Here is a 22,978-nt window from a genome sequence, read left to right as displayed (position 1 = left end):
ATCGATTAATCAATTAATTGATTAATCGATTGCCTAGCGGCAATTATTCGTCAAATGCTCCTCGTACGTCACCGCAAACACATGCGCCCCAGAGCCATCGCACACGGCCTGGAAAAAGTAATACGGTGAAGTAGCCGGGAAGGCCACCGCATGCAAGGCCTCGGCGCTGGGGGCCGCGATCGGGGTGGGCGGCAGGCCGTTGTAGACGTAGGTGTTGTATGGCGAGTTGGTTTGCAGGTCGGCCGCGGTCAGCGGGCTGGGCCACCATTGGCCGCGGCCATCATAGCCCACGGCGTACTGCACGGTAGGGTCGGCTTGCAGCATCATGCCGATATCCAAGCGGTTGTGGAACACGGAGGCGATCAGCGGCATCTCGGAGTTCACCACGGCCTCACGTTCCACGATGGAGGCCAGGATCAGCGCGTCGTAGACGCTCAAGCCTTGTGCCTGGAAGCCGGCCAGCAGCTCTGGCGTGATAGTGCTTGAAAACACATCGCTTTGCAGCAGGGTCAGCAGCAGGGTGGTGGCATCCCCGCCGCGCGGGATTTCGTAGCTGCCGGGCAGCAGGAAGCCTTCCAGCGAGGAGCCAGTCGGCATCTCTGCATACAGGGCCAGCTCATTGGGGGTATTGCTGGCCAGGCGTACAAACTCCTCTGGCGGCACTTGAATGCCCGCGCTGGGCAGGCTGGCGGCGATCTCTTCCAGCCGCCAGCCGGGCAGAATCACCAGGGTCACATGGTGCGGCGTGGGATCGAGCAGAGCGCTGGCCAGCTCTACGCCGCTCATCGTCGCACTAAGTTCAAAGCGGCCAGACTGTAGCTGCGTGTCACGCCCGCTATAGACCAGATAATTGCTGAATAGGCCTGCATCCCGGATCAGGCCGGCGGCTTGCAGGCGCGCAACCAGCGTACCGGTGGGCTCGCCTGCCGTGATGGTGAACTCCTGCGGCGCAGCCGCAGGGTTCACCGGGCGCAGCGCCTCAGCCCGCCAGCCCAGCTCAATGCCCAGCCGCAATGCTTGCAGCGCGCTGAGCTGCGCCGAGGGCGGGCCGAAGTGCTGCTCGGCGCGTGCCACCAGCGTACTGCCGCCAAGGAAGGCCAGGAAAGCCAGTATGGCGATGAGACCGAGAGCGACAATAAAACGCATTGATCTATCCTTCAATCGGTTAATCGATTAATCGATTAATCGATTGGTTTTGATTATCTAAATAGTCCTGCAAAATCACCGCCGCCGCGCTGGCGTCAATATCCTGCGTGCCTGCGCCCATTGCGCGGCGGGCGGTCAGCGCTTCCTGCGTGCTGTAGCTTTCTTCCCACAATTGCACGGGGATGCTGGTGGCGGCACGCAGGGCGCCAGCCAGCCGGGCAGCTTTACGCCCACTGTAGTTGGGCTGGCCATCTTCGCCGAAGGCTTGGCCCACGATGATGCGCTCGGCGCCGTGCTGTGTGGCCAGGGCGGCGATGTGCGCCGCATCGGCATCACGGCTCTCATGTGCCAGCACCTGCAAGGGGCTGGCGAGGGTGCCGCTGGCGTCGCTCAGGGCGATGCCGATCCGCTTGTCACCGGGGTCAACGGCGAGGATTCGCATTAACCTAGTGTACCTATAGTTGAATAGCCCGTGAGCAGTGATCAGGAAACAGTGAACAGGAGAACATGCGTTGGTTTAGTTGCCTGCTCACAGTTCACTACTCACTGTTCACTTGTCCCCATAAACTTTGCCCGTCGCTCCTCCGCCATGATGCGCAAGTAGATACCTTCCATGCTCAGTGCCGATTTGGGTATCGCTATCTTCGGCGGCAGGTCCCACACTTCCTTGCGCGCCTGGCGGGCGTTGGCAAATACCGGCAGGCCAAACTCCTGGGCCAGCAAGCGCACATCCGCCTTGCCCGTCACCAGCGCCAGCGGCACATTCAGCCGCTGGCAGCGGCGGGCGGCCAACTGCAGCACAAGCCGCGGCGCACGCGGTTCGCCGCGCTCCGGCCATAGCAAGATCACGCGGCCCTGCTGCCCGCCGCGGATACGCGCCAGAGTGTTGCGCCAATCGCCATCCGGCGAGAGTTGAATCTGGGAAGTCTTCACCGCACGAGTATAGAGAATTCCCTCGTCAGCCACAAACAAAAAATGCCGTGGGCATCGCCCACGGCATTTGTATAAGCGTTGTTCTTTTACGCGCTTTCCAGAATCTCACGCATGGCGGCCAGCACCAGCGTGACGTATTCCTTGCGGCTGCTGTGGCCCATCAGGCCAATGCGCCAGATCTGGCCCTTCAGCGGGCCGAGGCCTGCGCCGACTTCGATGCCGTAGTCGCTCAGCAGGCGGTTCTTGACCAGGTCATGCACCGCTACCGAGGGTGCCTTCACGGCGGTTACCGTGTGCAGGCGGTTCTCACGCGCCACCAGCATGCTCATATCCAGCGCTTCTACGCCCTTCCACAGGGTCTCGGCGTTCTCTTGGTGGCGGGCAAAGCGATTCTCCAAACCTTCTTCGGCCACGATGCGCAGCGCTTCGCGCATGGCATAGTTAAGTTGAATAGGAGCGGTGTGATGGTAGGTGCGCTCCTTGCCCCAATACTTGTGCACCTCGTCCAAGGAGAGGTACCAGTTGCCTACGCCCACTTTGCGCTCGGCCAGCGCCTTCTCGGCGCGCGGGCCAACCGTCAGCGGAGCCAGACCCGGCGAAGCCGAGAGGCCCTTCTGTGAGCCGCTGAAGGCCACGTCTACATCCCAATTGTCCACTTCAACCGGCACGCCGCCCAACGAGGCAACCGTGTCCAGAATGAACAGTGCACCGGCTTCATGCGCCGCGGCGGCCAGCTCTTTGATGTAGGGCTGCTTGGCGCCACTCGAGGTTTCGCCGTGCACCACCGCCAGGAACTTGTACTTGTGCTGGCTGAGTTGCTTCTTTACCTCATCAACATCCAGCACCTGGCCCCAGGGCACTTCGATTCGGTCCACAATCGCGCCGTAACGGCCGCACATGCTGTAGATGCGCTCGCCGAAGTAGCCGATGATACCGATGAGCACGCGGTCGCCGGGCTCAATCATGTTGCTGAGCGCGGCTTCCATACCGGCACTGCCGGTGCCGGAGACGGGGATAGTGAGGCGGTTCTTGGTTTGGAAGGCGAAGCGCAGGAGCTCCTGCACGTCATCCATGATCTGCAAAAAGGCCGGGTCCAGGTGGCCGATCACCGGCATGGCCATCGCTTGCAGCACCCGCGCCGGCATCTCACTGGGGCCGGGGCCGAGCAGCACGCGCTCAGGAACGTTCAGATCGTGGAATTGTTTGGGGTCCATGCACTCTCCTTATTTTCAAAAAGTTATTGTACACCCTTGCGATTTGGGGCGGCTTTTACGCCAGCCGCCCGCCAAAATATGCGAGAATCGGCGGCGTGTCACAGCCCCCGCTGATATTGCAAGTGTATGAGTTGGTCAAGCGCCGCAAAGCGCGCCGCGCCGCCGCTCGCCGCAACCCGGCGGCGCTGGCACTGAAGGCCGCCGCGGCCCTGTTTGCCGCCGCCAGCGTGCTGGCGGCGCTGCTGGCGCTGGCCGCCTTGCCGGCGTACCGCTGGCTCACACAAGACCTGCCGGATGTAAACGCCGTGCCTGTGCTGATGGACACACAGCGCGGCCTGCTCCTACAGCCCAGCCGCCTGCAAGACCGCAGCGGCAGCCAGACCCTGCTGGAATTGCTGCCCCACCACGCTCCGCGCCAATTCATTGAGCTGGGCCAGGCGCCGCAGGTGGAGCAGGCGCTGATCGCCAGCACCGATCCGCGCTTCTGGCAGCATGCCGGCACGGCCTGGCTAAGCACTAACCCGCAGCCAAGCACCCTGGCCGAACGCCTGGTGAGCGAGGTGCTGCTGGCCGGCGAGCCCGCCGGCTGGCGCAAGGCGTTGCGCGCCCGCATCCTGGCCAGCGAGCTCACCGCGCGCTATGGCCGCCAACAGGTGCTGGCGTGGGCGCTCAACAGCGCCCAATTCGGCCATTGGACTTTTGGGGCGGAGAGTGCTGCTCAGTTTTATTTTGGCATGCCTGCCCGCCAGCTCAGCCTCGCGCAGGCGGCGGCTCTGGCCGCCATGGCCAACGCGCCGCAAGTCGACCCGCTGCAGCAGCCCGCCACGCTGCAACGCCTGACGCAGTTGGTGCTGCTGGCGATGCAGCAGCACGGCATGCTCGATGAGGCCGGCCTGGCCGCGGCGCTCACGCAGCCATTGCAATTCAACGATGCCGCCGCGCCGCTGGCGTTGGATGCTTTCACGCAGTTGGCGCTGGCCCAGGCCGAAGCCACCCTGGGCCACGCAGCGCTGGCGCGTGGCGGCTTGACTCTGATCACCACGCAGGATGGCAGCTTGCAGGCCGCTTTTGCAGGCCAGGGTGAGCTGGCCTTGGCACTGGATGCGGTAAATGGCCGCCTGTTGGCATTGAGCGGCCAGCCCAACCTGCAGGCGCCCGCGGCCAATGGGCTATTGCCGTTCATTTATCTGGATGCTTTTGCCGGCGGCAGCGCCCCGGCGGCGTTGACCTGGAATTTTGACCGTAGCCAACCTGCCGAGTTGCAAGGCCCGCTAAGTATGCGCCAGGCCTTGGCGCAGGGCGTGCCACAGCCCGCTGCTGCCGCGCTGGAGCAGGTGGGCGCCTACCACGCCGCCAACGTGTTGGCCGCCGCCGGCTTGGCGCCCTTTGATGCCGCGCTCTCGCCGCGCCAGGCTGGTGATCTGGCGCTGGGCGCGGCGGCACTCAGCCCGCTGGAGCTGGCGGCCGCCTATGCCAGCCTGGGCGGTGGCCAGCTCAGCGGCCAGCTCATCCAGGGGCGCTTGCAGCCAAGTAGCTTGCTTTTCATCACTGACGAAACCGGGCAGGTGCTTTTAGATTGGAGCCAGCCGCAATCGCGCCCCTTGGCCAGCGCCGAGCTGGCCTTTCTGGTTACCAATAGTCTGAGCGATGTCAGTGTGCGCTCGGCTGCCAGCCGCCAGGCGATGCTGGCCTTGGGCCGCCCGGCGGCCTTGGCGCCCGAAGGCTCCGGCGCCTGGCAACTGGGCTACAGCCCGCAACGTGTCGTGCTTAGCCTGGGAGCGGCGGACTGGGCCGCGTTGTTCAGCGCGGCCCACGCCGGCCTGCCGATCCGCGATTGGCAGGCGCCCGGCGGTGTGCGCTCGATGATGGTGTGCGTGCCTTCCGGCCAACTACCAGACGAGGACTGCCCGCACACGCGGCGCGAATACTTCATCAGTGGCAGTGAGCCGCGTTTTAGCGATAGTTTGTACCAACGCCTGGCAGTCAATTCATTGAATGGCCGCCTGGCCACTGTGTTCACCCCGCCGGAGTTTGTGCAGACGCAAGTGTTTATGGATGTGCCTGCCGCGTGGCGTAGCCAGGCGCAGGCCGCCGGGCTGGCGCTGCCGCCGTCGCAGTTCGATAGTGTGCCGCTCGAACCTGCCAGCCCGGCGCTGGCGATCGAGCAGCCCGAACGGTTTAGTACGCAATCCGGCATGCTGAGTGTGCGCGCCAACCGCGCCGCCGGCTACCCGCAGTGGGATTTGCAGGTGGGGCAGGGCTTGTACCCGCAGCGCTGGCTGCAGTTGGCGGCCGGCCGCGGCACGCCGCCGCGCGCAGAATGGGATACGCAGGGTTTGGACGGGTTGTGGGTGATCCAGCTACAAGTGTGGAATGAAGACGGCGACGTGCAACGCGCCTATACGGTAGTGACTATAGAAGGCGAAGGCGATTAACAGATTAATCGATTAATCTATTAATCGCCTTCGTTTGTTCAACGCTGTTAGCCCGCCATCTCCTCTTGTTTCCTGAACGCGGTATTTTTGTCATTCCGAACCGAGCGAAGCGAGTGTGAGGAATCCGTATTGAGGCGGTTTATGAGTGCTCATATCTGTAGCGAGTCGAATCTCTCCTAGCGGATTCCTCCTCGTATGTAGTCGCTACAAAGTGGTGCTACACTGCTCGTTCGGAATGACATTGAAGGCAAGGACAAAAAATAGCGAGGCATAGCCTCGCTATTTTTATATCTGAAACAGCAACGATCTAACCGCCTGCCATCTCTTCTTGTTTTCTGAATTGGCTCATGTACAGATCGTAGTAGAAGCCCTTCTTCTCAAGCAACTCGGCATGCTTGCCGCGCTCGATGATCTCACCCGCTTTCAGCACCAGGATCACATCCGCATTGCGAATCGTGCTCAGACGGTGGGCAATCACAAAGCTGGTGCGCCCAGCCAGCAGCTTCTCCAGCGCGCTCTGGATCAGGCGCTCGGTGCGCGTGTCCACGCTGCTGGTGGCTTCATCCAAGATCAGGATGCGCGGGTCGGCAAGCGCCGCACGTGCGATCGCCAGCAGTTGGCGTTGGCCTTGGCTCAGGCCAGCGCCGCGCTCACCCAGCACGGTGTTGTACTTCTCCGGCAAGCGTTCGATGAAGCTATCGGCGTGCGCCAGTTTGGCCGCCGCGATGACTTCCTCATCGCTGGCCGCCGGGCGGCCAAAGCGAATATTCTCCATCACCGTGGTGCTGAACAAGAACGTATCCTGCAGCACGATGCCAATTTGCTGGCGCAGCGACTCCTGCGTGACCTCACGCACATCTACGCCGTCAATCTTCACCGACCCACCGGTGACGTCATAGAAGCGCGGGATCAGGTTGATGATGGTGGTCTTGCCCGCGCCGGTGGGGCCAACAATGGCCACGGTCTGGCCCGGGTTGGCATAAAAGTTCACGTTGCGCAACACCGGCTCGCCGGCCTTGTATTCGGCGCTCACATTGTCCAGCTCCACTTTGCCTTCAATGGCGCCCATGGTGCTAGCGCCCGGCTTGTCTTGGATGCTGGGCACTTCATCCAGCAGGCCGAAGATGCGCTCGGCGCCAGCCACTGCGCTCTGGATGTTGCTCCACAGCACCGCAATCTGCTGGATGGGCTGGTTGAAGCGCTGTACATAGCCCAGGAAAGTGATCACCAGACCGATGGAGACTACCGTGCCACCGAGCGAAGACCCGTTGAGCAGCGCCAGGCCGCCAACCACGGTAACGATGGCCAGTGCCAAGTAGCTCAACGCTTCCAGGGCAGGAGCCAGCGCCGAGGTGTACGCTACGGCGCGCACGTTGGCGTCACGGTTGGCGGCGTTGGTGGCGCGGAAGTGCTCGATGTTCTCTTCGGCACGGTTGAAGGCCTGCGACTCGCGTACCGCCGAAATGCTCTCCTGCAGGTTGGCGTTCACCGAGCCCATCTCCAAGCGCGTCTTGCGGAAGGCCTTACGCGCCTGGTCTGAGAACCACAGCGTGACGATGGCCATAAACGGCGCAATCGCCATGCTCAGCAAAGCAAACGGCACGTTCTTGGTGAGCATGTTGTAGGCGATCCACACCAGCAGCAATACACCACTGACCACGTTCACCAGCGCAAAGCTCAGTGCTTGCTGGATGGTGTCGCTGTCGTTGGTGATACGGCTCATCAGGTCGCCCACCTCATTTTCGGCATAGAAGCCAATCGGCAGGGCGTGCATATGGCTGAACAGCTCGGCACGCAGGTCACGCAGCACGTGCTGGCCGGCCCAACTCATTGTGAAGAAGGTGAGACCCGTCAGGAATGAGCCCAGCACGAACAGCACGATCAGCACTGAGATCAACTGCCCCAAGCCCGTGATGCGCTCGGCGTTGGTGGGGTTGCTGGGGTCGGCTGGCGTACTGAAGTTGGCCCACCCAAAGGCGCCTTTGATGATGCGCTGCGTTGTGGTGCTGGCCTCGGTCTCGCCCGCCAGCCAGCAGTTGCTCTGCGAGGCTTGGCTGGCATCGTTCATCATGCCCTCGGGCGCGCCGAAGGTGCTGGCCACGGCCGGGGTCAGGTAACAGTCCACGATCTGGCCGGTGATCTCCGGCGTGGTCACCTGTGCCCAGGTGGCCACCGTAATGAAGGTAGCCGCCAACAGCATGGCGTACCAGAAGGGTTTGAAGTAGCCCGCCAGCCGCCCCAGTGTTTCGCTGGTCTTTTTGGGCTTGAGGGATTCTTGGTCAAGTAATGCGCGTGTATTGAACATAGCGTTCCTGTACTCTGCCGCGGCCCTTAGGCCGCCGCAGCCTCACTGGCCGGGCTGTCACCCACCAATTGCGAGTTGTAGATCTCGGCATAGATTTCGTTGTCTTCCAGCAGCTCGGCGTGCTTGCCGCTGGCCACCACTTTGCCCTTGTCGAGCACTAAGATTTGGTCCGCATTGATGACGGTGCTGATGCGTTGCGCAATCACGAATGAGGTGCGGCCTTCCATCAGCTTGTCGAGCGCGGCTTGGATCTGGCTCTCAGTCTGCAAGTCCACACTGGAGGTCGAATCATCCAGGATGAGGATGCGCGGGTTGAGCAGCAGGGCGCGTGCGATAGCAATGCGTTGCTTCTGGCCGCCACTCAGCGTGGAGCCACGCTCGCCCACCGGGGTCTCGTAGCCTTGGGGGAAGGTCATGATGAAGTCGTGCGCTGCGGCGGCCTTGGCCGCCGCTTCCACTTCGGCCTGGGTGGCCTCGGGCTTGCCGAAGGCGATGTTGTCACGGATGTTGCCAGTGAACAGTGTCGTCTCCTGCAGCACAATGCCGATCTGGGCGCGCAGCGATTCGAGCTGCACATCGCGCAGGTCATGCCCATCCACGGTCACGCGGCCCTCGGTGGGGTCATAGAAGCGCGGGATGAGATTGATGATCGTGGTCTTGCCCGAGCCCGTGGCGCCGAGCAAGGCCACCGTCTGGCCGGGTTGGGCGCTAAAGCTCACGCCATCCAGCACCGGGTCGCCGCCACCGAAGTAACGGAAGCTGACGTTCTCAAAGCTCACTTGGCCCTTGACCTGCGGCAGGGCGATGGCGCCCGGCTTGTCGGTAACGTCAGACTTGGCATCGAGGATCTCGAAGATGCGCCCGGCAGAGGCCATCGCCTGGCCAAACTGGCTGATGATGAAACCAAACTGGGCCAGCGGGATGAAAAGATAGATGAGGTAGAGGCTGAACTCCTGCCACTCGCCCAAACTTAGCGTGCCGGCGATGATCTGCTCGCCGCCCGCTTGCAGCGTAGTGGCCTGGCCCAGGTTCGCTACCAGGAAGATCAGCGGGAACAGGAAGGTGAAGATGCGCGCAATGTAGATCTGTTGGTCCATCAGCGCGTTAACCGCTGTGCCAAACTTCTGCTGCTCGCTCTTCTCACGCGTGAAGGCCTTCACCACCTTGATGCCGGCCAAATTCTCCTGCAGGATGGTGTTGAGCGCCGCCAGCTTCATCTGTACTTTGAAGAACAGCGGTTGCGTGATACTGCCGAAGATAAAGAACAAGGCCAGCGCCACTGGCAGGATCCATAGCGTCACCAAGGCCAGCTTGGCATTGGTGGCGAAGAGAATGATCAGCGTGGCGCTGAGCAGCACGATTGCACTCACCAGTTGCACTAACCCCTGGCCCAGGAACAAGCGCACCTTCTCTACATCATCCGTGGCGCGGATCATCAGCTGGCCGGTCTGGTTCTGGTCGTGATACGAGAATGACAAGCGCTGGATCTTGGCGAACAGCTCATTGCGCATATCAAACGATACGCTCTGTGAATTGCGCTCTGCCCAGTACGATTGCAGGAAGGCGAACACGCCGCGCAGGGCGGCGAAGACGACGATGAAGATGCCCGCCCGCACCAACAGATCGGGCGCGCTGCTTTGGTCCGCGCTGAGCTGGCTTACCAAACTTTCCAGCGTGGTGCCGGGCGCGTAGGTGAGCGCCTCCAGAATGCGCGGCAAGGCCTGCGCCTGGAAAGCGGCCGGGATCTGCTCCAGCCCCTGCAGCACCTGGTTGGCGATCACGCCCTGGGTCACCGCATCGATCATGTTGCGGATCAGGCGCGGCACCGCCAGCTGTGCCAGCGTGGCGATCAGCAGGAACAGGTAGGGCAGGGCGGCCTCAAACTTATAGCGAAAGAGGTAGCGCGCCGCACGCGAGAATACACCTTTAGGGAGGGAGGGGCGTTGCGGGCGGCCTGCGGCCTTAGCCCGCCCCTGGGTTTGAGTTGCTTGCACAGTCAATCCTTTCTTGAACCAATACGAAAACAGCTAACGAAACTGGCCCCCTGGAACATACTATTTGGGCGTGGGCCTGGCGCGTTTGCCTTTAGGGCTGGCCGGGCTGGGCAGCGCTGGCAAATCATCAAACAAGTGATAGAACGCATCCAGTCCTTCATCCACCTTGCGCAGCTCCTGCTCGCTCAAGCCTTCCAGCAGGCTGGCGGTCCATTTCATGGCGCGCTCGTTCTCTTCGGCCAGCACTTGGGCGCCGCGCCGGCTAAGGCTCAGCTCGATGATGCGCCGGTCCTGCTCCGAGCGGCGGCGGTCCAGCCAGCCGCGCTCCACCAGGGTTTGCAGGCTGGCCGACATGCTCGGCAAGCTAACATCCAGCGCCTTGGCCAACGCGCTGGGCGTGGAACCGCCGCGCGAGAGGATACGCAGGATGCGAAAGTGGCTGGGCGCCAGGTTGTGCTCGCTGCGCCGCGCTTCAGCAAATACGGCGCTGATCACGCGCGGCACCAGCTCCCAGAATTTGCGCGCCACAGCTTGGGTGGATGTGCGGATAGCAAGGCCTCCTAATAGTTAGAGCCGCTAAGTATATCGAGCGCGCCGCCAACGTCAAGTGGAACATTTCGCCGGGCTGGGACGTTTAGAGCCGTAGGAGGCAACCATGAAACGAATCCGTTTGTTTGCATTGTTGTTAGCTGCTGCTTGCGTCGCCGCATGCGCGGGCCAAGGCGCGGCCAATGCGTTTACTGAGAGCCATTGGGTGCTGACCAGTCTGAACGGCAGCTCCGAGATCGGCGCCGCCCTGGGCGGCAAAGACATCACGCTCGATTTTACGGAAGGCCAGCGCGTGGCTGGCTCGGCCGGCTGCAACCAATACAATGCAGGCTACACCTTGCAGGGTCAAGCGCTGAGCTTTCACCAGCCGGTCTCCACGTTGATGGCTTGCATGCCAGAAAAAGTGATGGAGAATGAAACGGCCTTCTTGCAGGCGCTGGCGGCGGTGACCGAAGTGCAGCTCTCCGGGGATACGCTGACGCTGACCGGGGGCGGGCACACCCTGGTGTTCAACCGCTAGATTTTTACTTCGGCCAACAAAAAGAGGCGCACATAGTGCGCCTCTTTTTGTTGGCTAGTTTTGCAAAAATTACGGGATTGAGTTGAACAAGCGCTCGCAGGCCGTGTCGGGCTCTTCGATGCTCTTGAATACCTGGCGGTCTTGCAGCAGGCGCAGGTTCACGAAGGCATCGTCCACCATGACGTAGCGTACCAGGCGGCCGTACTGGTCAACATCGGAGACATCGCGCACCAGCACCACTTGCTTGCCCTCGATCAGGGCGCGGTTGGCCTCCAAGGCGCTGGGATTGTTGCCGTCATCCACGCCGATGTAGCGCACATAAAAGCGCTGGTCGCCAATTTGCACGTAGGCTTCGTCGCCACTGGGCACATCCACCACCGTGGCATACACCCGGTCAGTACCCAGCGGCACGCAGGTGGCCTCGGCCGGCAGGCCGGGGAAGCTTTCCGTGGTTGGCACGATCGAAGTCGGCGCGCCACCGCTCAGATCCGGGGCCGTCTCTTCTACCTGGGTCGCTTCCGTGGCAGCCGGCGCCTGCTGGGTCAGCAGGGCAGCTACGGCGGTCTGCACTGCGCTGTCATCCGCGCTCGGGGCAGCGGGGGCGCAGGCGGCCAACAGCAACACCAGCGCCGTCATTCCTAGAATTCGTTTCATAGCACCTCTTTTAATGGCTCTAGTATAGCGGTATCGCTTTGGAGCGAGATTAATCTTTAGGCTGATAGGGGCTTTGTGCTGGTTGCCTAGATAGCTAGCCAGGCCTGTATGTCCAGCATTTGGCGAAGGCGGTTACTAAAGTGTCCCTATCATCTCCAGATACTCTAGTTCTTGTTCCGATTGGGCGAGAAGATTCTCCAAGGCGGTGCACCAATTTTCATGATAAGCGTTTGAGTTGTCTCGCAAAACTACTCCCCTTTGCCTAATCTGTTCATACAAATTATTTGCTGCCTCTAGCTTTGAGATAGCGTAATGAGCAGATGCCTTAGCCCCTTGTAGTGATGCAATTTGTGAGATTTCATTGCATATTATCTTTACTAAATGTTTGTTTGCTTCCCACCTGCCCCATGGTAAAGGTGACTCTGCAAAGCTTGGTTGGGAAAAGGCAGAGGGGGTATAAATCTTCCCTGTTAAACTACGCGGCAATTGGATTAATTCGTCTGGGTAAACGATTGTCCCCCAAAGGGTGTTTGAAAAGAACCTTGCAGGAGCGTCACCTCCCCCTCCGCCACCTTGCTCTGCAGGCAGCCACCGTTCACGCGAGAATTGCCATAGATTTTGGTTATGACCAATTCCAGTTGCAGTAGCCCCGAATGCAAACGACAAAAGACTCATCGGTCCTGCGTATGCGTGAAGCACGGGCTTGCCTGTAGAAGCAAGTATCAGGCCGCTATTAATGCAAATAGAAACAGGCTCCACTTCTGCTGGAACTCGGTCAGCTTGAAATTCAAAACCGAAGTACCAACCATCGCTGTTTAACGCAGTTGCATATGATAGAACTTGCTCGGCCAACTGTGTTGAGGCTGTAGCTGAATGACCTATTAGTATTGTCGCAATAGTGGGTAGCCCGAGGTTGTCTCCCGCTGCTTTAGCCGCTCGAAAAAGTTTAGCATTTAGTTCGACAATGTCTCGTCTTCCACTTTCGTATATTACGGCTGGGGCAAGAACTGCAGTCGCTTGCAATGTTTCGTTCACAGCACTTATTTGACTAGCTAAATCTGATATATCGGCTTCGGACATTTTAGTGAGGCTTGAAATAGCTTGCCTGTGGTTATTGAGTGGATAAGAATTTAAAAGCTCATTGTTGAAATCAGGTATATAAAATTGCTGGTCGACGAGTATATCTGCTCCTAGTTCTCTGTACTGCGGAGCATATCTCGCGGCATTTTCAAAGCTCAAATCGCGCGGACTAATTATGACTCCCACGCCTGCGCCACCTTGCAGCTGTTCGAGTACAAGCTTTTGGCTTCTATCACCAAATTGATGCCACGCTCCTCGTTTCATAGGCCCCCAATAACTTGAACTAAAAGCTTGCTAACTGTTTCGCCCGAAATTGGCCTCCTCGATCGTTCTTTACTCAGCAACTTTGAGACAAGAAGTCTGAGGTTACTTGGCAATTCTTGGAATGCAGGGTTTTCTTGATAGTTGAAAGAGGAGATTGCTGCTTCCATGAGCTCTTCAAAACGCATGCCTGGCATCAGATACGGGTGCGCGCCGGTAAGCGCTTCATACAGTAATAACCCCCCAGCGTATAAATCTGTGCGGTGATCGATGTCGTGTTTTGTGCCTGTAAATTGCTCCGGGGCAAAGTAAGCTGGAGTTCCAATCCTGGCGCCCTGTTCGGTCAAAGTAAGGTCAGGCATGTTAAGATGTCTTGCTAAACCAAAGTCAATTATCGTTGGCTGAAGATCGCTTGAAACACGGATATTGCTAGGCTTGAGATCGCGGTGCACTATGCCTATGGAATATAGGGACGCTAGCCCATCAAAAAGTGGAATAAATAGTCGGAGCACTTCGTTAATGCTGAGCTTTTCTCGAGCCAGGATCTCCGACAAATCGTGCCCAGGTATAAACTGTTCAATCATGTAGTGCTTTTCGCCTTGCGGCCCGCTGCTATATGTGTATTCGATAAGCTGGACTACATGTGGATGGCTCAATCTCTGTAAGGCTAAAATTTCTCTTTTAAGGCGATCAAGTTCGTATTTGGGTGAGATGATTTTTAAACAGTAGTCATTCCCATCTTCTGCTCTAACATGAAAAGCTGCCTTTTGCTCACTTGGTGTTAACGCTTGAACAAAAGTAAACTGGGGGAAATTTGCTATGGCTTCTTCAATTGGAACTATAAATGGCATCTTTCCCCAGATCGTTGGCTACATAAGAAGCAAGTCGATAGTAGTACTGCCAAATTTTTGGTGTCACCCGCTTGGCCTGTTTTAAGAATTCTGTTTCTCCTGTGCCCTTGATGCCAATTAGACCTATCCCCAGTTCAGCAAAACTCTGATGTGACTTGACCCTCTCGGCAAGTTTATGGGGAAGAGCAACATACGATTCAGTTGCAAACAATTGGTTCCGATTAGCTTGCCACACTGCCCTCCTCCAATTTTCAGTTTTTGCCTCAATTGCTCTTACCCTTGGGAGCACATCGAACCAATATCTTTTCATTATAAAAGATCTTTTGCGCTGGTAGACAACTCCCAGACCTACAAGGTTTTCGAGCTCGCGTCCTATTGATGGCTGGGGTAGCCGCAGCTTTCTCGCCATAACATGCATACTTGCCTTTCCATAGAAACGTAAATAGGCAAGTATTGCTGTGCAAGCAGGGGAGATATTCGACAAAGAAATGACTTCAGGTCTATAGGAAACAACGAGCAGATCTGGAACGGCGGTACCAATTGTTAATGCCCCTCCAACCCATTGTGTGTAATTCGTTTTACTGAACATCTTGTCTGCATGCTGAACTAGAGAATCCTCAATCTCCAATTCTGGCCCAGGCCGCCGACTTCTGTAGAAAGTTACGTTCATTTTTGTTCAATGTTACAACATAACACCAACTGCCGTGCCGCCTTGACTTCGTCCATGCGGCCGTACTTGGTGGTGTGTGGCGCCTGCTGCAGCACCTCAGGCGTGCTGTGCGCTTCCTCGGCGATTTTGAGCATCGCCTCGATGAACGCATCCAGCACTTCCTTGCTCTCCGTCTCGGTCGGCTCGATCATCAGCGCCTCACGCACGATGAGCGGGAAGTAGTTTGTGGGTGGGTGGAAGCCAAAGTCCATCAAACGCTTGGCAATATCCAACGCATGAATGTCCGGCGCGTCGGCCCAGCGGCCTTCCAGCACCACTTCGTGCATACATACGCGGTCGTACGGCACTTTGTAGGCGCCCTGCAGCTTGACGCGCAGGTAGTTGGCGTTGAGCACGGCGTGCTCGGCTACCGAGCGCAGACCCTCAGCGCCCTGCATCAGGATGTAGGTAAAGGCGCGCACGTGCATACCAAACTGGCCGTGGAACGCCTTCAGGCGGCCGATGCTCTTGGGCGGCTGGTGCCAGCCATATACCGGCCCCATCTCTTCGCTGCCTTCTTCTTCGATGCCCACAATGGGGCCAGGCAGGAAATCGGCCAGGTGGGCGGCTACGCCCACCGGCCCCGATCCGGGGCCACCGCCGCCGTGCGGCGTGGTGAAGGTTTTGTGCAGGTTGTAGTGCAGCACATCGATGCCCAGGTCGCCTGGGCGGGCAATGCCCAGCAGGGCGTTCATGTTGGCGCCATCCCCATACACCAGGCCGCCAGCAGCGTGCACAGCTTCGATCGCCTCTTGCACGCCTTCTTCGAACAGGCCCAACGTGTTGGGGTTGGTGAGCATGAAGGCGGCCAGCGTGTCGTCGCACTCGGCTTTGAGCGCCTCAAGATCGAGGTTGCCGCGCGCGTCCGAGGGAATCTCGACCACGCGGTAACCCGACATGGCGCTGGTGGCAGGGTTGGTACCGTGCGCCGAGTCGGGGATCAGCACCTTGTTGCGCTGGCTCTGGCCGCGGCTGGCGTGATAGGCCTTGATCATCAGCACACCGGCCAGCTCGCCTTGCGCGCCGGCGGCGGGCTGCAGCGAGACGGCCGCAAAGCTGCCGATCTCCTTCAGCCACTCCTGCAGGTGATACATGATCGCCAGGCTGCCCTGCATCATCTCGGCCGGTTGCAGCGGGTGGGCGTGAATGAAACCGCCCAGGCGGGCTGCTTCCTCGTTGACGATGGGGTTGTACTTCATCGTGCAGGAACCCAGTGGGTAGAAGCCCGTCAGGATGCTGTGATTGAGCTGCGAAAGGCGCGTCAGGTGGCGCAGCGCTTCGAGTTCGCTCAATTCCGGCAGGGGCAGGGTCTCGCGTACCAAGCCGCTGGGCAGATCCGCCAGCGGCACATCCGGCGCCGGCATCTGCACGCCGCTGCGGCCGGGGGCGCCCAAGTCATAGATGAGAGGCTCAGGCATTGGTCACCTCCGCCAGGGTTTCTACAAGGTAGTCAATTTCTTCCTTGCTGTTCAATTCGGTCACTGTCAGCAGCATGCAGTTCTGCATGCCGGGGTATTCGCTGCTCAGGTTGTATCCGCCTACGATGCCCAGGTCCAGCAGGCGCAGGTTGAGCTCTGCGGCGGGCATGGGGCACTCGATCACAAACTCATGGAAGAACGCATCAGTGAACTTGAGGCTGAAGCCTTTGAGCTTGCTGATTTCTGCCGCGGCGTAGTGGGCCTTGTGATAGCAGCTCTCCGCCACCTGGCGCAAGCCGTTCTTGCCGAGCAAGCTCATGTAGGTGGTGGCGGCCAGCATCATCAAGCCTTGATTCGTGCAGATGTTGGAGCTGGCCTTTTCACGCTTGATGTGCTGCTCACGCGTGCTCAGCGTCAGCACGAAGCCGCGTTGGCCGCGGCTATCCACGGTTTCGCCCACCAGGCGGCCAGCGATCTGGCGCACATACTGGTTGCGCGTGGTGAGGATGCCGAGGTACGGCCCGCCAAACGAGAGCGGGATGCCCAGCGGCTGGCCTTCTCCGGTAACGATATCGGCGCCCATCTCGCCCGGCGGTTTGAGCAGGCCGAGCGCGGTGGGGTTCACCGAGACGGCCAGCAATGCGCCTTTGGCGTGGGCAGCCTCAGCCAGCTTGGTGTAGTCATACACGCGGCCGAAGAAATCGGGGTAGGCCACGCACACCAGCCCGGTATGCTCATCGATAAGCTCGATGAGTGCATCCGGCCCGGCGCTGAGATCTAGGTCTTCGCCGATGAACTCCAGGTCGCCACCGTCCTCATAGGTGTGCACCACCTCACGATACTGCGGGTGGATGCCCGGCGAAAGAATGATCTTGTTGCGTGCGCCGCGGTGGATACCGCGGCTCATGTTGACCGCTTCGGCCAGCGCGGTGGCGCCGTCGTAGTGCGAGGCGTTGCTGACTTCCATACCGGTCAGCGCGACGATCAGGCTCTGGTACTCAAAGATAGCCTGCAGCGTGCCCTGTGAGATCTCCGGCTGGTAGGGCGTGTAGGCGGTGTAGTATTCGCCGCGGCGCAAGATGCTGTCCACGCCGGCGGGGATGTAATGGTGATACGCGCCGGCACCCAGGAAGCTGACCAAGTCGTCAGCGCTCTCGTTGGCTTCGGCGATGCCTTTGAGCTCGCCCAGCGCTTCCATTTCGGTGAGCGGGGCAGGCAGGTTAAGTTTGGGGAAACGGAATTTTTGCGGTACCGCCTCAAACAGGTCAGCAATCGTCTTGACGCCGATCGCCTCCAGCATTTGCTGGCGGTCGCGCTCCGTATGCGGAACGAAGGTCACGCCGAACGCTCCTTGCAATAGGCCTCATAGGCCGCCGCATCCATCAGGGCGTCCAACTGGGCCGGATTGGTCAGCTTGATCTTGGCCAGCCAGGCCGCGCCATACGGATCGCTGTTGATCGCCTCAGGCGTCTGCGCCAGCGCAGCATTGACCTCGACGACTTCGCCATCCACCGGCATGTAGATGTCGGCGGCGGCCTTCACGGATTCAATGCCAGCGAAGGTTGCGCCCTGGGCCACAGTGGCCCCGGCTGCCGCACTGAAGTCTACATACACAATGTCCGAGAGCTGGTCTTGGGCATAGTCGCTCACCCCGATCGTCGCTCTGTCGCCCTCCACACGGACCCATTCGTCGTTCTTGGTGTATTTCAAATCTGCAGGGTAGTTCATCGTCATCTCCTCAGTTAACAAAAAAAGCGCACACGAAATAAACGTGTGCGCCTCTGTGCTGGGACCTGAGAGTTTCACTGCGGCGTGGTTTTCGCCGCAATTTGCCCCGTCGGTTTCAGCCAATCAAAACCGCCGTCAGGCGTGTTTGATTGGGTAAATTTCCAGAGGAGTATGCGAGCCGAGGGTCCATTTACCTGAGAGTTTCGCGCGCAGTGGTGTGCTGCGCACTTGCCCCTTCGGTGGCGCCAGATGCAGCGCGGAGAAACCTGGTTTCTCCTGCGACGCAGTGGGTTTCTGCATCGCAACTCTCCCCTAAGCCCGTTTAATTTGGTCGATTCTAAAAGGGGGCTGGCCGAAAGTCAAGCAGCCTCATCCGGATTCAGGGCGGCGAAATAGGCCTTTACGTCTGGGTCGCTATACAGCGTTAGGGAGAGGATGCCAATGACGCCCGTGATGACATTCAGGTAAACAAACGTAATGATCTGGATGATGGCCAGTGTGCGCGCCGGTTTGACGGCTTGCGGCGGGTTGGCCAGTAGCTTGATACCGTAGAGCACCTCGAACAGGCCAAGGATCGCCGGAGCCAGGGTGAGCGGCAGGCACACCAGGCCGAGGAACAGCGTGCCGAGCACTACGCTGACCGACAAGCCACTGCCTACCAGGATATTGATGACTCCACTGACGATGTTCATCACGCCAATGGCATTTACATTACTGGGTTTGACCAGCGGGGGGCTTGCTTTGCGTGCCATAGGCACATTCTAACAAAAAAACGCCCGTGCGCAGCACGGGCGTTTTCTATAGCTTGGCTAGCTGACTAGGCCCAGCCCTGGCTCTTCACGAAGTCCGTGATCACCGGGATGACCACATCCTTGCCATTGTAGGCCTGGATGCCCCAATAAATGGCGATGACCCACATCACCAGGCCGGGCAGGCCACACAGGAACGAGCCCAGGCCATAGCCTAACACGATGCTGAGCACACCCCAGACCAGCGCCTGGGCGTTGTGCTGCTTGATGTAGGGGCGGTCCTTCTTGTCGTTCATCAACATCAGAACCACAGGGACCAGCGGGCTGAACACGTAGGCCAGCAGGGTAAGCAGCTTGTCGTTGTCGGTCGTTGCTTCTTGTGCCATGATAAATCTCCTTATGATTGCTCGTATAGGTTGAGCCGATTGTATGTGCAGCCGAAATGGTGCGCAAGAGCCTTAACGTACTAATTTGAGGTTAGTTACTGTTAGCAGAGGCCAGCATGCTAAAATGCCGCCAGCATGCCACTCCGCATCGTCTTCATGGGTTCGCCCGAATTTGCCCGCCCCAGCCTGCAAGCCCTGGCGGCCTGGCCGGCCGCCCAGCTGGTCGGCGTCGTCACCCAGCCGGATCACCCGGCGGGCCGCGGCCGCCAACTGACGCCGCCGCCGGTCAAGAGCCTGGCCCTGGAGCTGGGCCTGCCGCTGATGCAGCCGGAACGCCTGCGCGCCAAAGAGCCCATGCAGCAGTTGCGCCACTGGGCGCCTGACCTGATCGTAGTGGCCGCTTTCGGCCAGATCCTGCGCCCGGCCGTGCTGGAAATGCCGCCGCATGGTTGCATCAACGTGCACGCCTCGCTGCTGCCGCGCTGGCGCGGCGCTTCGCCCATCGTCGCCGCCATCCTGCATGGCGATGCCGAAGCCGGCGTCACCATCATGAAGATGGATCCGGGGATGGATACCGGCCCCATGCTCAGCAAACGCAGCCTTCCAATCCAACCCGAAGATACTGCCGCCAGCCTGAGCAACAAACTCAGCACCCTCGGCGCCGAGTTGCTGCTGGAAACGCTGCCCGGCTACCTTGAGGGGGCCGTACAGCCGCAGCCACAACCCACAGACGGCATTACCCTGGCCCCGCTGCTCGAGAAGAGCGCAGGCCAGCTTGACCCGCGCAGCGAACCTGCTGAGCTGCTGGCGCGCAAGGTGCGCGCCTTCAACCCCTGGCCTATCGCCAGCCTGCCTTGGAAGGGCGGCCCGCTGCGCATCCTACGCGCCCATGCCGCCGCTGGCGGGCAGGGCGGCAGTGCGGGCCGCCACATCGTGCACGCTGGCCTGCCCGCACTCGTCACGACCGCCGGCCTACTGGTCTTAGAAGAAGTACAGCCCGCCGGCAAGAAGCCGATGAACGGCCGCGACTTTTTGCAGGGCGCGCGTGATTGGGCAACCGCCGAAATGTAGCCTACTTGCAAGTATTCCCGCTCACTGCTTACTGTTCACTACTCACTACATACTACTCACCAAATCGAGGAGAGAGTTATGAAAACAAAAATCTGGTTGGCTGAATTCATTGGCACCGCCGCACTGATCTTTGTCGGCGCGGGGGCTGGCGCACTGGGCATCGGTGGTGTCGTCGGCGTAGCCCTGGCCCACGGCCTCATCCTGATCGGCATGGCCTATGCTTACGGGGCGATTTCAGGCACGCACATCAACCCGGCTGTCACCTTGGCCATCACCCTCTCGGGCAAGCTCAAGTGGCCGCAGGCGCTGCGCTACTGGGCGGCCCAGATGCTGGGCGGGGCCTTCGGTGCCGGCCTGCTGTACATCGTCCTCGGCGGGGCCAGCAGCGGCCTGGGTGCTACCTTGCCCGCCGCCGGCGTGAGCGCGCTGCAGGCCATCGTGGTCGAGGCGGCCCTCACCTTCCTGCTGGCAACGGTGGTGTTGCGCACCGCCGTGCAGAAAGACAGCACGCCGTTTGCCGGGGTAGCCATCGGTGTCACCTTGGCCGCGCTGATCCTGATGGGCGGCCCGCTCACCGGTGCCTCGCTCAACCCGGCGCGCACCTTCGGCCCGGCGCTGTTCACCGGCGGCCTGGCCAGCTTATGGATCTATATCGTCGGCCCCTTCGCCGGCGCGGCGTTGGCCGCCTGGAGCCAACGCTTCCTGAAATAGCGCGTGTAGCCTTACAAAAAGCGGGTGGTGCAGACGCACCATCCGTTTTTTTTGTTGCCGATTGCGCTTGCATTCGTAGCCAAGCCAGATACAATCTGCCGAATTAAAGGTAGCTTTATAACTTGATGGCCATCGGTTTCCCGGCTAGCCTCACAAGTCAAGAGCGAACGTAACTGCGCTGGCGCCCCGTAAGGGGCGGCCGGCGGCTTGCAGTATGTATCGCTCGAGCTACGCACGAGGTGCAACATGTATGAATTTACCCTGCTGCGACACGCCGAGTCGCAAGGCAACCTGGATCACAAGCATCAAGGCCAGGCCGAATTCCCGCTCACCGCGCTGGGCCGCCAGCAAGCCGCCGCCCTGGCAACCCGCTGGCGTAGCGCCGGCCAGCAGTTCACCCGCATCTTTGCCAGCCCGCTGCAGCGCGCCCGCCAAACCGCCGAGATCGTCCAGCAGCAAGTGCCCGCGCCGCTGGAGCTGGAACCATTGCTGGCCGAGCGCCACCTGGGTGAGCTTACTGGCCTGAGCCATGCAGAGGCCAGCCGCCGCGTGCCGCCCCCACCGTTCCTGACGCCGTACCAGGGCTACGGCAATAGCGGCGAAGGGCAGTGGCAACTGTTCCTGCGCGCCGGCCAACTGTTGCAGCAATTGCTCAGCCAGCCCGCTGGCCAGTACCTGGTGGTCTCACACCGCGGCTTCCTGGGCATGCTGATGTACGCCATCTTAGGCATCACACCCCAGGCCAATTTCCAGGGGCCACGCTTTCACTTCCAGAACACGGGTTTTGCTCGGTTCACCTACAACGCCCAGAATCACCAGTGGCGTCTGTTTGCCTTCAACGACCTGGGTCATTTGGGCGATCTGCCGGTGAGCTCCTTGTTGGTGCCATCCCATGCCCACGAAGGGGAATAGTCGACAGTTGACAGTGAACAGTCAAGACCAGCAGACCAGCTACCCAGCAAATCAGATACGTTCTGTCAACTGTCAAACAACAGTTTGCAGTTGACAGTAAACAGTCGACAGTGAACAGTGAACGGTCAACAGTGAACAGTCAAGACCAGCAAACCAGCAAACCAGCAAACCAGATACGCTCTGTCAACTGTCAAACCAGCTACGCTCTGTCAACCGTCAACTGTTAGCTGTCAACTGGTTACTGTCAACTACTCCATTCTTACGAAAATCTATGAATTTTCGTGTACCCTATACTAATCAGCAATTCTGCTGAGTCGCAGCGGCGCCTCCGCTGACCCGCCTTTAGGGCCGTTTACATAAGGAGGAACCCAATGAGCTTCTTGTCTTCGATCGGCACATACGCCTTCTGGTTCGTCGTATTGCTGATCCTTATTCCGGGCACTATTTTTACTGTGCAACAGCAAAGCGCCGTCATCGTCCAGCGCTTCGGTAAGTTTGCCCGCATCTATCGTGCTGGCCTCAACTTCAAACTTCCACTCATCGAAACCATTGCCGGCCGCGTCAACCTGCGCCTGCAGCAACTGGATGTGGAAATTGAAACCAAGACCAAAGACAACGTCTTTGTGCGCATGACGGTGTCTGTGCAGTACCTCATTCGTGAGGACAAGGTCTTCGATGCCTTCTATCGCTTGCAAGACCCGCACACCCAGATCCGCTCCTTCGTTTTCGATGTCGTGCGTGCCAATGTGCCCAAGATGCCCTTGGACGAGGTCTTCGAGAACAAGGAAGACATTGCCAACGCCGTGCGCACCGAGCTCTCCGAGGCCATGGAAGATTTTGGCTATGACATTCGCCAGACCCTGATCACCGACATCGATCCGGATGCCAAGGTGAAGCAGGCGATGAACGAGATCAACACCCAGGAGCGCCTGCGCTTGGCCGCCGCCCAGAAGGCCGAGGCCGAGTACATCCTCACCGTCAAGGCGGCCGAGGGTGAAGCGGAAAGCAAGCGCTTGCAAGGTGTCGGTATCGCCAATCAACGTAAGGAAATTGCCCAGGGCCTCAGTGTGGCCGTGGGTGAGTTCCAAAAGGAGATCCCCAGCGTCTCGCCCCAGACCGTGATGGATCTGTTGATGGTGACCCAGCACTTCGATATGCTCAAGGACATCGGCGCGCACGCCGGCAGCAAGGTGATCATGGTGCCTTACACCCCCAATGCCGTGGGTGATCTGACCGAGCAGATTCGTAATGCCATCTACGTCGGCAACGAAATGAGCGACAACACGCCCAACGAATAGTGCCGCACTGGCAGAATGCAAAGAGCCGCCCAAAAGGGTGGCTCTTTTTTGTAT

At 59.6% G+C, this 22,978-nt stretch carries 21 protein-coding genes, 1 pseudogene and 2 riboswitches; of the genes and pseudogenes, 6 read left to right on the top strand and 16 right to left on the bottom strand.

Annotated elements, in window-relative coordinates; genetic code table 11:
• Positions 1–33: 33 nt before the first annotated feature.
• From mltG to KF821_03405, 4 genes are all read right to left on the bottom strand, one after another.
• A complete protein-coding gene (gene mltG, locus KF821_03420; GenBank protein MBX3004861.1) occupies positions 34–1,146 on the bottom strand; it encodes an endolytic transglycosylase MltG in 1,113 nt (370 codons plus the stop codon).
• Positions 1,147–1,165: 19 nt separating this feature from the next.
• Positions 1,166–1,588 (bottom strand): Holliday junction resolvase RuvX, encoded by a 423-nt coding sequence (gene ruvX / locus KF821_03415; GenBank protein ID MBX3004860.1) that lies wholly within the window; start codon positions 1,586–1,588, stop codon positions 1,166–1,168.
• Positions 1,589–1,689: 101 nt separating this feature from the next.
• Positions 1,690–2,079 (bottom strand): hypothetical protein, encoded by a 390-nt coding sequence (locus KF821_03410; GenBank protein ID MBX3004859.1) that lies wholly within the window; start codon positions 2,077–2,079, stop codon positions 1,690–1,692.
• A gap of 86 nt (positions 2,080–2,165) precedes the next feature.
• Positions 2,166–3,293: an aminotransferase class V-fold PLP-dependent enzyme gene (locus tag KF821_03405; protein MBX3004858.1), complete on the bottom strand. Its 1,128-nt coding sequence runs from the start codon at positions 3,291–3,293 to the stop codon at positions 2,166–2,168.
• A 95-nt stretch (positions 3,294–3,388) separates the two neighbouring features.
• On the opposite strand from KF821_03405, the gene KF821_03400 reads away from it, so the two are divergent.
• Complete coding sequence (locus KF821_03400) at positions 3,389–5,728, top strand: transglycosylase domain-containing protein (GenBank protein ID MBX3004857.1); 2,340 nt, start codon at positions 3,389–3,391, stop codon at positions 5,726–5,728.
• Positions 5,729–6,035: 307 nt separating this feature from the next.
• Here the strand turns inward: KF821_03400 and KF821_03395 are convergent, their stop codons facing one another.
• The 3 genes and pseudogenes from KF821_03395 to KF821_03385 all read right to left on the bottom strand — a co-directional run bounded on the left by KF821_03395 (position 6,036) and on the right by KF821_03385 (position 10,555).
• Entirely contained in the window at positions 6,036–8,033 is a 1,998-nt protein-coding gene (locus KF821_03395) for an ABC transporter ATP-binding protein (protein ID MBX3004856.1), read from the bottom strand.
• Between the two features lie 26 nt (positions 8,034–8,059).
• Positions 8,060–9,889: pseudogene (locus tag KF821_03390) on the bottom strand (ABC transporter ATP-binding protein).
• 198 nt (positions 9,890–10,087) lie between these two features.
• Entirely contained in the window at positions 10,088–10,555 is a 468-nt protein-coding gene (locus KF821_03385) for a MarR family transcriptional regulator (GenBank protein ID MBX3004855.1), read from the bottom strand.
• Between the two features lie 127 nt (positions 10,556–10,682).
• On the opposite strand from KF821_03385, the gene KF821_03380 reads away from it, so the two are divergent.
• Positions 10,683–11,096, top strand: a complete 414-nt coding sequence (locus KF821_03380; protein MBX3004854.1) for an META domain-containing protein — start codon at positions 10,683–10,685, stop codon at positions 11,094–11,096.
• 69 nt (positions 11,097–11,165) lie between these two features.
• Here KF821_03380 and KF821_03375 read toward each other — a convergent pair whose 3' ends face one another.
• The 9 genes from KF821_03375 to KF821_03335 all read right to left on the bottom strand — a co-directional run bounded on the left by KF821_03375 (position 11,166) and on the right by KF821_03335 (position 18,932).
• Entirely contained in the window at positions 11,166–11,750 is a 585-nt protein-coding gene (locus tag KF821_03375; protein MBX3004853.1) for a hypothetical protein, read from the bottom strand.
• Between the two features lie 135 nt (positions 11,751–11,885).
• On the bottom strand, positions 11,886–13,094 hold the full coding sequence (locus tag KF821_03370; GenBank protein ID MBX3004852.1) for a hypothetical protein: 1,209 nt from the start codon (positions 13,092–13,094) through the stop codon (positions 11,886–11,888).
• A complete protein-coding gene (locus KF821_03365) occupies positions 13,091–13,942 on the bottom strand; it encodes a serine/threonine protein kinase (protein ID MBX3004851.1) in 852 nt (283 codons plus the stop codon). The genes KF821_03370 and KF821_03365 overlap by 4 nt, the downstream gene beginning before the upstream one ends.
• Positions 13,920–14,612: a MarR family transcriptional regulator gene (locus KF821_03360; GenBank protein ID MBX3004850.1), complete on the bottom strand. Its 693-nt coding sequence runs from the start codon at positions 14,610–14,612 to the stop codon at positions 13,920–13,922. The genes KF821_03365 and KF821_03360 overlap by 23 nt, the downstream gene beginning before the upstream one ends.
• The gene (gcvPB, locus tag KF821_03355) at positions 14,609–16,069 is read right to left on the bottom strand and encodes an aminomethyl-transferring glycine dehydrogenase subunit GcvPB (protein ID MBX3004849.1); all 1,461 of its coding nucleotides are present in this window, start codon (positions 16,067–16,069) and stop codon (positions 14,609–14,611) included. The genes KF821_03360 and gcvPB overlap by 4 nt, the downstream gene beginning before the upstream one ends.
• The gene (gene gcvPA, locus KF821_03350) at positions 16,062–17,369 is read right to left on the bottom strand and encodes an aminomethyl-transferring glycine dehydrogenase subunit GcvPA (GenBank protein MBX3004848.1); all 1,308 of its coding nucleotides are present in this window, start codon (positions 17,367–17,369) and stop codon (positions 16,062–16,064) included. The genes gcvPB and gcvPA overlap by 8 nt, the downstream gene beginning before the upstream one ends.
• 35 nt (positions 17,370–17,404) lie before the next feature.
• On the bottom strand, positions 17,405–17,797 hold the full coding sequence (gene gcvH / locus KF821_03345) for a glycine cleavage system protein GcvH (protein ID MBX3004847.1): 393 nt from the start codon (positions 17,795–17,797) through the stop codon (positions 17,405–17,407).
• Positions 17,798–17,840: 43 nt separating this feature from the next.
• Positions 17,841–17,972, bottom strand: a riboswitch (glycine riboswitch).
• Positions 17,973–17,981: 9 nt separating this feature from the next.
• Positions 17,982–18,074, bottom strand: a riboswitch (glycine riboswitch).
• 82 nt (positions 18,075–18,156) lie between these two features.
• Positions 18,157–18,549: a hypothetical protein gene (locus KF821_03340; GenBank protein MBX3004846.1), complete on the bottom strand. Its 393-nt coding sequence runs from the start codon at positions 18,547–18,549 to the stop codon at positions 18,157–18,159.
• Between the two features lie 65 nt (positions 18,550–18,614).
• On the bottom strand, positions 18,615–18,932 hold the full coding sequence (locus KF821_03335; GenBank protein ID MBX3004845.1) for a DUF4870 domain-containing protein: 318 nt from the start codon (positions 18,930–18,932) through the stop codon (positions 18,615–18,617).
• Between the two features lie 135 nt (positions 18,933–19,067).
• On the opposite strand from KF821_03335, the gene fmt reads away from it, so the two are divergent.
• The 4 genes from fmt (at position 19,068) to KF821_03315 (ending at position 22,924) form a co-directional block, all read left to right on the top strand.
• The gene (gene fmt, locus KF821_03330) at positions 19,068–20,003 is read left to right on the top strand and encodes a methionyl-tRNA formyltransferase (GenBank protein MBX3004844.1); all 936 of its coding nucleotides are present in this window, start codon (positions 19,068–19,070) and stop codon (positions 20,001–20,003) included.
• 78 nt (positions 20,004–20,081) lie between these two features.
• Positions 20,082–20,714, top strand: a complete 633-nt coding sequence (locus tag KF821_03325; protein ID MBX3004843.1) for an aquaporin — start codon at positions 20,082–20,084, stop codon at positions 20,712–20,714.
• Positions 20,715–20,960: 246 nt separating this feature from the next.
• On the top strand, positions 20,961–21,626 hold the full coding sequence (locus tag KF821_03320) for a histidine phosphatase family protein (GenBank protein ID MBX3004842.1): 666 nt from the start codon (positions 20,961–20,963) through the stop codon (positions 21,624–21,626).
• Positions 21,627–21,997: 371 nt separating this feature from the next.
• Complete coding sequence (locus KF821_03315) at positions 21,998–22,924, top strand: SPFH domain-containing protein (protein ID MBX3004841.1); 927 nt, start codon at positions 21,998–22,000, stop codon at positions 22,922–22,924.
• The last annotated feature ends 54 nt before the right edge of the window (positions 22,925–22,978 follow it).

This window comes from Anaerolineales bacterium (genome assembly GCA_019637755.1).
Lineage (GTDB): Bacteria > Chloroflexota > Anaerolineae > Anaerolineales > UBA11579 > JAMCZK01.
This window is presented reverse-complemented; position numbering and strand designations above follow the sequence as displayed.